The 12,611-nt window shown below is 73.4% G+C and carries 11 protein-coding genes; 6 read left to right on the top strand and 5 right to left on the bottom strand.

Annotated features, from left to right (window positions below; genetic code table 11):
- Positions 1-579 precede the first annotated feature (579 nt).
- Together ACZ4M3_RS26135 and ptsP are read left to right on the top strand one after the other, a co-directional pair.
- A complete protein-coding gene (locus ACZ4M3_RS26135; RefSeq protein WP_467736565.1) occupies positions 580-1,029 on the top strand; it encodes a PTS sugar transporter subunit IIA in 450 nt (149 codons plus the stop codon).
- Positions 1,030-1,103: 74 nt separating this feature from the next.
- Positions 1,104-2,774 carry a phosphoenolpyruvate--protein phosphotransferase gene (gene ptsP / locus ACZ4M3_RS26140; protein ID WP_467736567.1) on the top strand — a complete coding sequence of 557 codons (1,671 nt, stop codon included), beginning with the start codon at positions 1,104-1,106 and terminating at the stop codon, positions 2,772-2,774.
- 89 nt (positions 2,775-2,863) lie between these two features.
- On the opposite strand, the gene ACZ4M3_RS26145 is transcribed toward ptsP, so the two are convergent.
- Positions 2,864-3,823 carry a hypothetical protein gene (locus ACZ4M3_RS26145; protein ID WP_467736569.1) on the bottom strand — a complete coding sequence of 320 codons (960 nt, stop codon included), beginning with the start codon at positions 3,821-3,823 and terminating at the stop codon, positions 2,864-2,866.
- Between the two features lie 58 nt (positions 3,824-3,881).
- The gene (locus ACZ4M3_RS26150) at positions 3,882-5,858 is read right to left on the bottom strand and encodes an acetoacetate--CoA ligase (RefSeq protein ID WP_467736571.1); all 1,977 of its coding nucleotides are present in this window, start codon (positions 5,856-5,858) and stop codon (positions 3,882-3,884) included.
- A 222-nt stretch (positions 5,859-6,080) separates the two neighbouring features.
- On the opposite strand from ACZ4M3_RS26150, the gene ACZ4M3_RS26155 reads away from it, so the two are divergent.
- A complete protein-coding gene (locus ACZ4M3_RS26155; protein WP_467736573.1) occupies positions 6,081-8,426 on the top strand; it encodes a glycoside hydrolase family 31 protein in 2,346 nt (781 codons plus the stop codon).
- A gap of 19 nt (positions 8,427-8,445) precedes the next feature.
- Here the strand turns inward: ACZ4M3_RS26155 and ACZ4M3_RS26160 are convergent, their stop codons facing one another.
- On the bottom strand, positions 8,446-8,955 hold the full coding sequence (locus ACZ4M3_RS26160; protein ID WP_467736575.1) for an NUDIX domain-containing protein: 510 nt from the start codon (positions 8,953-8,955) through the stop codon (positions 8,446-8,448).
- Positions 8,956-8,978: 23 nt separating this feature from the next.
- Here ACZ4M3_RS26160 and ACZ4M3_RS26165 point away from each other — a divergent pair, with 23 nt between their 5' ends.
- From ACZ4M3_RS26165 to ACZ4M3_RS26175, 3 genes are all read left to right on the top strand, one after another.
- Entirely contained in the window at positions 8,979-9,656 is a 678-nt protein-coding gene (locus tag ACZ4M3_RS26165; RefSeq protein ID WP_467736577.1) for a M15 family metallopeptidase, read from the top strand.
- Positions 9,657-9,749: 93 nt separating this feature from the next.
- Positions 9,750-10,214 (top strand): Zn-ribbon domain-containing OB-fold protein, encoded by a 465-nt coding sequence (locus tag ACZ4M3_RS26170; protein WP_467736579.1) that lies wholly within the window; start codon positions 9,750-9,752, stop codon positions 10,212-10,214.
- Positions 10,211-11,401, top strand: coding sequence for a lipid-transfer protein (locus ACZ4M3_RS26175; RefSeq protein WP_467736581.1), 1,191 nt, complete (start codon positions 10,211-10,213; stop codon positions 11,399-11,401). Before ACZ4M3_RS26170 ends, ACZ4M3_RS26175 begins: the two co-directional genes overlap by 4 nt.
- A gap of 167 nt (positions 11,402-11,568) precedes the next feature.
- On the opposite strand, the gene ACZ4M3_RS26180 is transcribed toward ACZ4M3_RS26175, so the two are convergent.
- Both ACZ4M3_RS26180 and ACZ4M3_RS26185 read right to left on the bottom strand, forming a co-directional pair.
- Positions 11,569-12,195: a GTP-binding protein gene (locus ACZ4M3_RS26180; RefSeq protein ID WP_467736583.1), complete on the bottom strand. Its 627-nt coding sequence runs from the start codon at positions 12,193-12,195 to the stop codon at positions 11,569-11,571.
- Positions 12,176-12,610 (bottom strand): DUF742 domain-containing protein, encoded by a 435-nt coding sequence (locus tag ACZ4M3_RS26185; protein WP_467736585.1) that lies wholly within the window; start codon positions 12,608-12,610, stop codon positions 12,176-12,178. The genes ACZ4M3_RS26180 and ACZ4M3_RS26185 overlap by 20 nt, the downstream gene beginning before the upstream one ends.
- Position 12,611: the final 1 nt, after the last annotated feature.

Here is a 12,611-nt window from a genome sequence, read left to right on the forward strand (position 1 = left end):
TGGCGTTGATTTTTGGCACGCTGTTGAGTTCTCAAGGAACGGACGCTTCCTTTGTACTCACCCTCGCGGGTTTTCCTCCGGGCGCTTCCTTTGTTCTTCTTTTCGTTCTTGCGTATCCGACTCTATCAGACTCTCTCGTGTCCGATTCCCGGTCGAAGCGGGGTTCGCTTTCCAGTTCTTCGCTTTCGCGTTTCCCTTTCCGGCGAGTCCGACTCTATCAGTGCTTTTCCGGCCCTCCGACCACTCGCGTTCTGCCGGAAGGCATCGCGAAGAGAAGCGGAGTTCAAGATCAGTACTTCGGAGGAGGATTCCCGTCCATCAGTGGTTCGCGAGATGTTCACGCGGCACGCCCTGGCGGGACTCACGACAGTACAGGCCCGGGAGTGCCCGGTGCAAATCGATTCAGGCTATGGTCTAGTCCACTACGTTGGTGTCGCGGCAGCTCGTGCGGGCCCCCGTTCTATGGGGGCGCATTTCGTGCGGAACCGGGACATCTCATGACTTACCCTTCTCAAAGTAGGCCGTCCTGACAGATTGTGACGGCGACTCGAAGAAGCCCCACCCCCTGGGAGGCCCTCCATGACCAGCGTGACGTCCCCACTTGCCGGGCGTGCCATCGGACTCGCGGCAGTGCCCGATCCGGTGTTCTCCGGCGCGATGGTGGGACCGGGCACCGCTATTGATCCCGTGCGCGAGGCCTCGGAGGCGGTGGCGCCCGTGGACGGAGTGGTCGTCTCCCTGCACCCGCACGCGTACGTGGTCGTCGACTCCGAGGGGCACGGCGTGCTCACCCACCTCGGGATCGACACCGTTCAGCTCAACGGCGAGGGCTTCGAGCTGCTCGTCAACAAGGGCGACACCGTGACCCGCGGCCAGGCCGTCATCCGTTGGAACCCGGCGGCGGTCGAGGCCGCCGGCAAGTCGCCCATCTGCCCCGTCGTCGCGCTGGAGGCTTCGGCGGACTCCCTCGGCGATGTCGTCGAGTCCGGGGACGTGAAGGTCGACGACGCCCTCTTCAGCTGGCAGTGACGTACCGCCCGCGAGGGCGCGTCTGACATCCACCGCGGCCGGCTCGGGCCGCCGCTCAATCGGAGACGGGTGAAATGGAGACAACGCTGCGAGGCGTCGGCGTGAGCCACGGTGTGGCGATCGGCGAGGTGCGGCACATGGGTACGGCGGTCCTCGAACCGCCGGCCAAGCAGATCACCGCGGACGAGGCGGAGCGCGAACAGGGGCGCGCCCGCAAAGCCGTGGAGGCCGTGTCGGCCGACCTCATGGCCCGCGGCCAGCTGGCCGGGGGCGAGGCCCAGCACGTGCTGGAGGCTCAGGCGATGATCGCCACGGACCCCGAGCTGATGGCGGACGTGGACCGGCGGATCGCCGTCGGGAGCACCGCGGAGCGCGGTATCTACGACGCGTTCGCCTCCTACCGCGACCTGCTCGCCGGCGCCGGGGAGTACATGGCCGGGCGGGTGGCCGACCTGGACGACGTGCGCAACCGGATCGTGGCGCGCCTGCTGGGCGTGCCGATGCCGGGCGTGCCGGACAGTGACGAGCCGTACGTGCTGATCGCGCGGGACCTGGCGCCCGCCGACACCGCGCTGCTCGACCCGGCGCTCGTCCTCGGCTTCGTGACCGAGGAGGGCGGCCCGACCAGCCACAGCGCGATCCTGGCGCGGGCTCTGGGCGTGCCGGCGATCGTCGCGCTGCCGGGGGCCTGTGAGATCGCCGAGGGGACCCTCATCGCGGTCGACGGCAGCACGGGTGACCTCTTCGTGAACCCGTCGGCGGACAAGCGCGGTGCGCTGGAGGCCGCGGCCGCCGAGCGGAAGGCGGCGCTCGCCGCGTCTTCCGGCCCGGGTGCCACGTCCGACGGGCACAAGATGCCGCTGCTGGCCAACGTGGGCGGCCCGACGGACGTGCCGGCGGCCGTCGAGGCGGGGGCGGAGGGCGTGGGCCTGTTCCGTACCGAGTTCCTGTTCCTGGACGACAGCAAGAAGGCGCCGTCCGAGGAGAAGCAGGTCGAGTCGTACCGCAAGGTGCTGGAGGCCTTCCCCGGCGGCCGGGTCGTCGTACGGGTGCTGGACGCGGGCGCCGACAAGCCGCTGGACTTCCTGACGCCGGGCGACGAGCCGAACCCGGCTCTGGGCGTACGGGGTCTGCGGACGCTGCTGGACCACCCGGAGGTGCTGCGGACGCAGCTCGCCGCGCTGGCCAGGGCCGCCGAGGGGCTGCCGGTCTACCTCGAAGTGATGGCTCCGATGGTGGCGGACCGGATCGACGCCAAGGCCTTCGCGGACGCCTGCCGCGAGGCCGGGCTGCAGGCGAAGTTCGGGGCGATGGTGGAGATCCCCTCCGCCGCGCTGCGGGCGCGTTCGATCCTCCAGGAGGTCGAGTTCCTGTCGCTGGGAACGAACGACCTCGCGCAGTACGCCTTCGCCGCGGACCGTCAGGTGGGGGCGGTGTCGCGGCTCCAGGACCCATGGCAGCCGGCGCTGCTGGACCTGATCGCCATGTCGGCCGAGGCCGCCAAGGCGGAGGGCAAGAGCTGCGGGGTCTGCGGTGAGGCCGCTTCCGATCCGCTGCTGGCCTGTGTGCTGACCGGTCTGGGTGTCACCTCCCTCTCGATGGGTGCCGCGTCCATTCCGTACGTCCGGGCGACGCTGGCCAAGCACACGCTGGCGCAGTGCGAGCGGGCCGCGGCCGCGGCGCGGGCGGCGGACACCGCCGAGGAGGCCCGGGTGGCCGCGCAGGCGGTCCTCTCCGGCGAGTAGGAGAGGGTCCGCGGCAGGTCGGATCGTGGCAGATCGGGTCGAGGGGTCTTCGCCGGTGGCGAGGGCCCCTCGGCCGTTCCTGGTGCCGGTCAGTGGTGGGGGTCCGGTTCGTCCACCTCGTAGCCCGGGCAGTACTCCACTCCTGGTTCGGGGGCGACGGGGTCGCCGGTGTCGGCGTCGGTGCAGTAGGCGTTGAAGACGGCCGCCGCGGAGAGGGCGACCAGGCGGCCGCGGTCCAGGCGCCAGCCGTGGACCCGGTCCGGGGCGTCCGGCGCGGTGCTGCGGAGCACCAGTCCGCCGGGGCCGCCGAGGGCGAGGCCCGCGGCCAGGACGGTCACGAAGTCGATGCCGTCGCGGTCCTCGATCCGGGGGCGGGAGTCGGCGCCGGGGGCCTGCGCGTGCAGGACGGCGACGAGCTGTTCGGTGTCGGTGGGCACGCTGCAGACGAGGTGGTGGTGGCCGGGGCCGGCCCCGTCGACGAGGCGTTTGAGTGCGCCGGCGGCGCGTTCGAAGGAGGCTCGGCCGATGTCCTCGCCGCAGTCCGCGCAGCTGCCGACGTCGGCGAGGAGGGTGGCGGCGTACTCCCAGGTGGCCTGCCGGACGGCCTCGTCGATCAGGAGGGGGACGAGTTCCCCGATGGGCTGGCCGGTGTAGGGGAGGCAGCCGCTCGTGCCTGCGAGTTCGGCGGTGAAGCGGGTCCGGGCCTCGGCGGTGTCGGGGTCGAGGCCGTGTTCCGTGCAGTGGTCGGCGTATTCCTCGGGGTCGAAGAGGGCGACGGTGGTGTGGATGCCCTGCGCCGTGAGGGAGCGGAGCAGGGCCTCGACGTGGGCGAGGTAGCCGGCGTGGTCGCAGTCGCCGTCGAAGGGGAAGCTGCGGTAGCGGCGCATGGCCGCGAAGTCCCCGGCGTCGGCCAGGAGGCCGAGGGTGCTGGGGACTTCGCGGCGCAGCCGGCGGCGCAGCGTGCGGCGGTCGGCGCGGCGGCCACTCGCGCTGCTGTCGGTGGGTGCGGCGGTCGTGGTGGCGGTCGCGGTGGTGTTCTGGTCTGGCATGGCTCCCCCTGAATGTCGCAACTCATTGCTCACTCAAGGTAACCATGGCCACTGACAGTCACTTCCGGCTGCGGCCCAGCTCCTCGTAGAAGGCCAGGAGCTCGGGGCGGTCGACCGAGCCGATGTTGACCGCCTTGTCCATCGGGGTGCCCTGGAGGAGTCGCTTGACGGGAACCTCGATGCGCTTGCCGGTGAGGGTGTGCGGGACCGCCGGGACCTCGATGACCTCGTCGGGGACGTGGCGCGGGGAGAGCTCCTCGCGGATCGTCGCCTTGATGCGGGCGCGGAGGTCGTCGTCGAGGGTGGCGCCGGGCGCGAGGTGGACGAACAGCGGCATCCAGTAGCCGCCGTTCGGCTCCTCCAGCCCGATGACCAGGGATTCCTTGATCTCGGGGAGCCGCTCCACGGCCTCGTAGATGTCGGCGGAGCCCATCCGGACGCCCTGCCGGTTGAGGGTGGAGTCGGAGCGGCCGTGGATGATCACCGAGCCGCGGTCGGTGATCGTGATCCAGTCGCCGTGCCGCCAGACGCCGGGGAACATCTCGAAGTAGCTCTCGTGGTAGCGGCTGCCGTCGGGGTCGTTCCAGAAGCGGATCGGCATGGAAGGCATGGGGTTGGTGACGATCAGTTCGCCGACCTCCCCGATGAGCGGTTTGCCTGCCGGGTCCCAGGACTGGAGGTCGGTGCCCAGCGAGGGCGCCTGGAGTTCGCCGATGTGGACGGGGAGGGTGGCCACGGCGCCCGCGAAACAGCTGCACACGTCGGTGCCACCGCTGACGGAGGCGATCCACAGGTCTTCGGCGACCTCGTCGTGCAGCCAGCGGAAGCCGTCGGGCGGCAGCGGCGAGCCGGTCGTGGCGACGCACTTCACGGCGGACAGGTCGTAGTCGCGACCGGGGTGGACCCCGGCCTTGCGGCAGGCCATGACGTACGCGGCCGAGGTGCCGTACAAAGTGGCCCGGGTCAGCTCGGCGATCCGCCACTGGGCGCCGGTGTCGGGGTGGCCGGGGCTGCCGTCGTAGAGGACGACCGTCGTTCCGGTGAGCAGACCGGAGACGAGCAGGTTCCACATCATCCAGCCGGTGGAGGTGAACCAGAAGAACCGGTCCTGCGGGCCGAGGTCGCTGTGCAGGCCGAGCTGCTTGAGGTGTTCCAGGAGGATGCCGCCCTGGGACTGGACGATGGCCTTGGGCAGACCGGTGGTGCCGGAGGAGTAGAGGACCCAGAGCGGGTGCTCGAAGGGGACCTGCTCGAAGACCGGCTCCACGTCGCCCGCCACCAGCTCCGGCCAGGCGAGGGCCCCCTCGGGAGCCGGGGTGCCGAGCAGCGGGATGTGGACGACGGCGCGCAGGGAGGGCAGTTCGGCGCGCAGTTCGGCGACGGTGTCGCGGCGGTCGTGTTCCTTCCCGCCGTAGCGGTAGCCGTCGACGGTGAACAGGACGACGGGCTCGACCTGCTGGAACCGGTCCAGGACGCTGCGGGCGCCGAAGTCGGGGGCGCAGGAGGTCCACACCCCGCCGACGGCGGCGGTCGCGAGGAGCGCGACGGCGGCCTCGGGGATGTTGGGCAGGTAGCCGCTGACCCGGTCGCCGGGGCGTACGCCGAGGGCGCGCAGTTCGGCGGCGAGCGAGCCGACCTGGCGGCGGAGCTCGGCCCAGGAGACGGGGACCGGCTGGTGGCTCTCGTCGACGCAGAGCAGGGCCGGGTCCCCGGCGCGGGCCGGGTCCTCGGCGGTGCGCAGGGCGTGCTCGGCGTAATTGAGGGTGGCGCCGGTGAACCAGCGCGCGCCCGGCATGGAGCGGTCGGCCAGGACCGATTCGTAGGGGGTGCTGAAACGGACGTCGAACCACTCGGCGACGGCCTGCCAGAAGGTGTCGAGTTCGTCGACGGACCAGCTGTGCAGGGCCGGGTAGCCGCCTTCGGCGGGGGCGCCGTGGTGCTCGGCGGCCCAGGCCTGGAATGCGGTGATCCGGGCCGCGGCGATCCGTTCGGGGCCCGGGGTCCAGAGGGGTTCCGGCGGGGTGGCTGAGGTCATGGGTCGGCTCCCGGTCGACTGTGTGGCTCGCGCTTCGTGTGCGTTGTGTGCCGTCGCGCGATCGGTGCGCGCGCGGCGGCTGACAGGGACGATGCCATGTGATCGACATCCGCACCAGAGCGGTCCCGGGCGGCGGTGTGATCGTCCGCCGGGTCCGGTCCGCGGGTGAACGGCAGTTGAACGCAGCCCGCTCGGCCGGGGGGCGGTGGCAGGGTGAGCGCCATGGACGGTCGTGATCTGGTGCGCGGGGTGTGGGAGATCCGTACGGCGCGGGGCAGGCGCGCCTTGCGGGCGGCGTGGCGGCGGCGGCGCGCGGACGCCGAGGGGCTCCCGCGCCGTGGCGCGGAGCGGGCGCGGGTGCCCGGGCTGCTGACGGGTACGGAGCCCAGGCCGGGCGGGGGTGTGCTGCGCTTCGCGCGTTCGGAGCTGCTGGTGCGGGTGACGGCGGGCGGCGCGGTGTTCTGGGGCTGGGACGGGGCGGAGCCGACGCCCTCGTACGCGGTGGTGGGCAGCGGTCCGGAGCCGGACCCGCGGGCCGTGCTGGAGCCGGACACCGGGGGCGGCTGGCGGGTGGTGTCGGAGCGGGTGACGGTGGCGGTGTCCCGGCACGGGGCGGTGGAGGTGCGTACTCCGGGCGGGACGGTGCTGCGGCGGGAGTCGCCGCCGCGCTGGTGGGAGCCGGTGGAGCCGGGGCGGGGCGGGGCGCGCTGGCTGGTGCGCGGGGAGGTTCCGGCGGACGCGCGGTTCTTCGGGCTGGGCGGGCGGGCGGCCGGGCCCCGGTTGCGGGACGGTTCGTACCGGCTGTGGAACACGGACCCGAAGGGTGGGTTCGGGCCGGGGCACGATCCGCTGTACCTGACGATGCCGGTGCAGTGGGTGGTGGCGGACGCGGGGACGCACCTGATGTTCCACGACAACACCTGGGACGGGCGGGTGGTGCTGCGCGAGGGCGAGGAGGGGGCGGGCTCGGGGGCGGACCGGCCCGGGACGTCGGAGCTGCGGGCGGAGGGCGGCCCGTTGCGCTGCTGGGTGCTGGTGGGGACCCCGGCCCGGGTGCTCCAGGGCTGGTCGGCGCTGACGGGGGCGGCCGCCGTACCCCCGCAGTGGGCGCTGGGCTATCAGCACGCGCGCTGGGGGTTCGGCAGCGAGGCGGAGGTGCGGCGGGTGGTGGCGGGGTACGCGGCGCGGGACCTGCCCCTGTCGGCGCTGCACCTGGACATCGACCACTACGACGGGCACCGGGTGTTCACCGTGGACCGGGAGCGGTTCCCGGACCTGCCCGGGCTGGCGGCGGAGTTGGCGGCGGCCGGGGTGCGGCTGGTGTCGATCGTCGACCCGGCGGTGAAGGCGGGCGACCCCGTGCACACCGCAGGGCTGGCGGTCGGCGAGCGGGGGGCGTTCGTCCGGGACGCGCGGGGCCGGGAGGTGCGGGGCGAGGTGTGGCCGGGTGAGTGCGCGTACCCGGACTTCACGGATCCGGCGGTACGGGAGTGGTGGGGCGGGCTGTACGAGGAGCGCCTCGCGCAGGGCTTCGCGGGTTTCTGGCACGACATGAACGAGCCCGTCGCGTTCGCGGCGTTCGGGGACGCGACGCTGCCCCGCTCGGCCCGGCACGTGCTGGAGGGGGCGGGCGGGGACCACCGGGCCGCGCACAACGTGTACGCCCTGGGGATGGCGCGGGCCGGCTGGGAGGGGCTGCTGCGGCTGCGGTCGGCCGAGCGGCCGTTCCTGTTCTCCCGGTCGGGGTGGGCGGGGATGCAGCGGTACGGGGGCACGTGGTCCGGGGACGTGGAGAGCAGCTGGGAGGGGATGCGGGCCTCGCTGGCGCTGGTCCTGGGGCTGGGGCTGTGCGGGGTGCCGTACTCGGGCCCGGACGTGGGGGGCTTCGGGGGGTCGCCGTCGCCGGAGCTGTTCCTGCGGTGGTTCCAGCTGGGGGCGTTCCTGCCGCTGTTCCGTACGCACGCGGCGATATGGGCGGGGCGGCGGGAGCCGTGGGAGTTCGGGCCGCAGGTGGAGCAGGCGGCGCGGGCGGTGCTGGCGGAGCGGGAGCGGCTGCGGCCGTACTTCGTGACGCTGGCCCATCTGGCGCGGCGGACGGGGGCTCCGTACGTGCGGCCGCTGTGGTGGGGGGCGCCGGAGGACCGGCGGCTGCGGGACTGTGAGGACGCGTTCCTGCTGGGGGACGCGCTGCTGGTGGCTCCGGTGCTGGAGTGCGGGGCGGACCGGCGGGCGGTGCGGCTGCCGCGGGGGCGGTGGTACGACACCGCCACGGGGGCGGCGCACGAGGGGCCGGGGCAGGTGCTGCTGGACGCCCCGCTCGGGCGGACGCCGGTACTGGCCCGGGCGGGGTCGGTGCTGCCGGTGCGCGGGGCGGACGGGGCGGTGACGCTGGAGGTGTGGGCTCCGGCGCGGGGCCGGACCGGTGGCGGGGTGGTGGTGCGGGATCCGGGGCCGGGATTCGAGACGGCCGAGGTGGAGCGGTACGCCGTGCGGTGGGCCGGGGACGCGGTGGTGGTGGAGGACGAGGCGGGCGGACCGGTGGCCGGGGTGGTGCTGCGGGGGCTGTAGCGAGCGGGCCTGCGGAACCTCAGGCGTACTGGCCGGCGAACCAGGCGCCGGCCGCCCGGGTGTGCAGGGGGAAGGCCAGCTCCGCCGGGGCCCGCAGCACGTGCCAGCCGTCCGTCTCGTCGGTCGGCGCGGAGGGCGGGAGGGAGTCCACCGGGCGGGTCGGGAAGAGGCCGAAGAGGAGCAGGTGGCCGGCCGGGGAGCTGAGGGCGTCGGCCAGGACGACTCCGGAGGCGGCCTCTTCGATGCCGGTCTCCTCCCGGAGCTCGCGGACGACCGCGTCCTGCCAGGTCTCGGCGAAGTCGACGAAGCCGCCGGGCAGGGCCACCTCGCCGCGCGCCGGTTCGATGGTGCGGGTGACGACCACCAGGCCGGTGCCCTGCCCGTCCTCGACGGGCAGGAGGGCCACGGCCACGGGGAGCGGGTTGCGGTACGCGGTGGTTCCGCACGCGGCGCACGTACGGGGCCAATCGGTCGTGTCGAACGGGGTTCCGCAGGTGGAGCAGTGCGAGTCCCTCAGGTGTCCCGGCATCCGGCGATGGTATGCCAGGGAGAATGAAATTCGCGGCTGTCGTGGCCTTGTCGGCGGCGTTGCTCGGCGGGTCGGCGGCCCCCGGTTTCGTGGCGCTGTCAAGAGTCGATCCGACCATCGCGCAGGACGTGCGGTACGCGTCGGCGCGGAACTTCACCGGCCGTCCGGTGGCCGGGTACGAGGAGCCGGTCTGTCTGCTCGCCCGGCCCGCGGCCGAGGCGTTGCGGCGGGCCCAGCGGGAGCTGTTGCGGCGCGGCTACGGGCTGCTGGTGTACGACTGCTACCGGCCGCAGCGGGCGGTGGACGCGTTCGTGCGGTGGGCCGGGGACGCGGGGGACCAGGCGACCAAGGCGGAGTTCTATCCGCGCGTGGACAAGGGCCGGCTGATCCCGGAGGGGTACATCGCGCCGAAGTCGGGGCACAGCCGGGGCAGCACGCTGGACGTGACGCTGGTGGCGCTGCCCGGGGGCCGGGCGCTCGACATGGGGACGGTCTTCGACTTCTTCGATCCGCTCTCCCACACGGACGATCCGCGGGTGGCCGGGCCGGCGCGCGCCCACCGGGAGCTGCTGGGCCGGGCGCTCGCCGCGCAGGGGTTCGTCAATCTGCCGCAGGAGTGGTGGCACTTCACGTACGCGCCGGAGGCGTACCCCGACACGTACTTCGATTTCCCGGTCTCCGCCGCGGCCGGGCGCCCCTGACCGGCGGGCGCGCCTGAACCGGTGACCGGGGCGGGGCACTCGTGCCACACTCCCTTTCTGACGATACGTCAGCTATGGAGTGAGGGAGGGACCTTGGAACGCAACCGCACGCCCGTCGTGAGCGGATGGTTCACCGGTACGGAGGAGGAAGGGGACTTCCGGCTGCTCGGCACCCGGTGTTCCGCCTGCGCCGCCGTGTTCTTCCCGCGCGAGGACGCGTACTGCCGCAACCCGCACTGTCCGGGCGGCGGCGAGCTCGCCGAGGTGCCGCTGTCGCCGCGCGGGCGGATCTGGTCCTACACCGACGGCCGCTACCGGCCGCCCGCGCCGTACGTGTCCGACCCGGACGCGCCCTGGGAGCCGTACACGCTGATCGCGGTGGAGCTGGCTGCCGAGGGGATGGTCGTACTGGGTCAGGGCGCGCCCGGGGTGACGGTCGCCGATCTGGCGGTCGGGATGGAGGTCGAGGTGGTCGGCGGGGTGCTGAACGAGGACGCCGGGACGGTGTGGACCACCTGGCGGTTCCGGCCCGTGGCAGCGGCGGGGGCGGGCGCGTGAGCGCCGACATAGCCGTGCTGGGGGCCGGCATGCACCCGTGGGGCAAGTGGGGCCGCAGCTTCGTCGAGTACGGGCGGGCCGCGGCGCGGGCGGCGCTGGCCGACGCGGGGCTGGAGTGGACCGACGTGCGGTCCATCGTCGGCGCCGACACCGTGCGCTCGGGGTATCCGGGCTATGTGGCCGGGGCCACCTTCGCGCAGGCGCTCGGCTGGCAGGGCGCGCGGGTGACCAGTGTGTACGCGGCCTGCGCGTCCGGCGCCCAGGCCATCGGCGCGGCCCGGGCGCAGATCCTGGCGGGGCTGGCCGAGGTGGTGCTGGTGGTGGGGGCCGACGCGGCGCCCAAGGGGTTCTTCGCCCCGGCGGGCGGCGAGCGGCCGGACGATCCGGACTGGCTGCGGTTCCGGGTGCTGGGGGCCACCAACCCGGCGTACTTCGCGCTGTACGCGCGCCGCCGGATGGCGTTGTACGGGGACGGCCCGGAGGATTTCGCGGAGGTGAAGGTCAAGAACGCGGCGGCGGGGGCGCTCAACCCTTGCGCCCGCTACCGCAAGACGGTCACCGCCCAGGAGGTGGCGGCCTCGGCGGTCGTCGCCGATCCGCTGCGGCTGCTGGACATCTGCGCGACCTCGGACGGGGGCGCCGCCCTCGTGCTGGCCAGCATGGACTTCGCGCGCTCGCGCGGGGTCGCGGACCCGGTGCGGATCCGGGCGGTGTCGACGGTGACGCCCACCTATCCCCGTACCCTGCTGGACCTGCCGGACATCGCCACCGACGCGGTGACCGCACAGGCTCCGGCCGGCGGGTCGTTCCGGGCCTCGATCGCGCGGGCCGCGTACGAGGAGGCGGGGCTGGGGCCGCAGGACCTGTCGCTCGCGGAGGTGTACGACCTGTCCACGGCGCTGGAGCTGCAGTGGTACGAGGACATCGGGCTGTGCGGCGAGGGCGAGGGGGCCAAGCTCGTACGGGAGGGGGCGACGGCGCTCGGCGGGCGGATCCCGGTCAACACCAGCGGCGGACTGGCCTCGTTCGGGGAGGCGGTGCCGGCGCAGGCGATCGCCCAGGTGTGCGAGCTGACGTGGCAGTTGCGGGGCGTCGCCGGGGACCGGCAGGTCGCGGGGGCCCGGGCCGGGATCACCGCGAACCAGGGTCTGTTCGGCCATGGTTCGGCGGTCGTCGCGGTGCGGTAGCCGACCGGCCGGCGGGTGCTGTCCGAACGCTTGACGGTGCGCGGTGGCGGGTTCACACTCTCCCCACGGTCCCGGCGCGACCGGGATCCCCCGAACCCCCCATGTGAGCTGCGGCCCGTACCCCAGTCGGCGGGGGTACGGGCCGCCTCCGCGTGCGTGCGGCCCGGTCAGGCCCCGGCTGACAAGCTGTGGCGGCGGGCCCGGGCCAGCGACATGGCGTGCTCCACGACCCCGACCAGTACGTCCTTGACCGACTCGCGGTCGCGCGCGTCGGTCAGCAGCACCGGCACCTCGGGGTCGAGGTCCAGGGCCTCGCGCACGGTCACCACCGGGTGCCGGTCGGCTCCGTCGAAGCAGTTGACCGCGACCACGAAGGGGATGCCGCGCCGCTCGAAGTAGTCGATGGCGGCGAAGCAGTCCGCGAGGCGGCGGGTGTCGGCGAGGACCACGGCGCCCAGCGCCCCTTGGGCCAGCTCGTCCCACAGGAACCAGAAGCGGTCCTGTCCGGGCGTGCCGAAGAGGTAGAGCACCAGGTCCTCGCGGAGGGTGATGCGGCCGAAGTCCATCGCCACGGTGGTGGTGTTCTTGCCCTCCACTCCCCCGGTGTCGTCGATGCCGATGGACGGCTCGGAGAGACGTTCCTCCGTCCGCAGCGGTCTGATCTCACTCACCGCACTGACCAGGGTGGTCTTGCCCACCCCGAAGCCGCCCGCGACCAGGATCTTGAGGGTCAGCGGCTCGACCGGCGACACGGCATGCATGGCGCCGGTGCGGCTAGAGCGCCCGAAGGCCATTGATCACCTCACGCAGAATGGATTCGTCGGGCAGTTCGGCCGGGGGCACCGGCCGGGTCACGTGGACCAGTTCGTCGTCGACGAGGTCGCCGATCAGGACCCGGACGACCCCGACCGCGAGGTCGAGGTCGGCCGCGAGTTCCGCGACGGACTGGGGGCGTTCCCGGCACATTCCCAGGATGTGGGCGTGTTCCGGGGACAGGGTCAGGTCCCAGACCGGATCGTCGGCCGCCGGTTCGGCGACGACGAGCGCGATCAGGTCGAGTCGGTGCTGGCCCGCGTGGCTGGTACGGCCGCGGGTCATGGCGTACGGGCGCACGACGGGGCCCGCCTCGTCGTCGAACCAGTGCGGGTGCGCGGGATCGTCCGCCCCGCCCTGGGGATGCTCGGGGTGGTACCGGCCTGAATCGCTCATG

It is taken from the genome of Streptomyces sp. NPDC026522 (genome assembly GCF_055567555.1).

What these genes read in the sequence shown, in the direction of transcription:
- ACZ4M3_RS26135 (WP_467736565.1), top strand. Translation starts at nt 580, where the DNA reads ATGACCAGCGTGACGTCCCCACTTGCCGGGCGTGCCATCGGACTCGCG.
- ptsP (WP_467736567.1), top strand. Translation starts at nt 1,104, where the DNA reads ATGGAGACAACGCTGCGAGGCGTCGGCGTGAGCCACGGTGTGGCGATC.
- ACZ4M3_RS26145 (WP_467736569.1), bottom strand. Translation starts at nt 3,823, where the DNA reads ATGCCAGACCAGAACACCACCGCGACCGCCACCACGACCGCCGCACCC.
- ACZ4M3_RS26150 (WP_467736571.1), bottom strand. Translation starts at nt 5,858, where the DNA reads ATGACCTCAGCCACCCCGCCGGAACCCCTCTGGACCCCGGGCCCCGAA.
- ACZ4M3_RS26155 (WP_467736573.1), top strand. Translation starts at nt 6,081, where the DNA reads ATGGACGGTCGTGATCTGGTGCGCGGGGTGTGGGAGATCCGTACGGCG.
- ACZ4M3_RS26160 (WP_467736575.1), bottom strand. Translation starts at nt 8,955, where the DNA reads ATGCCGGGACACCTGAGGGACTCGCACTGCTCCACCTGCGGAACCCCG.
- ACZ4M3_RS26165 (WP_467736577.1), top strand. Translation starts at nt 8,979, where the DNA reads ATGAAATTCGCGGCTGTCGTGGCCTTGTCGGCGGCGTTGCTCGGCGGG.
- ACZ4M3_RS26180 (WP_467736583.1), bottom strand. Translation starts at nt 12,195, where the DNA reads ATGGCCTTCGGGCGCTCTAGCCGCACCGGCGCCATGCATGCCGTGTCG.
- ACZ4M3_RS26185 (WP_467736585.1), bottom strand. Translation starts at nt 12,610, where the DNA reads ATGAGCGATTCAGGCCGGTACCACCCCGAGCATCCCCAGGGCGGGGCG.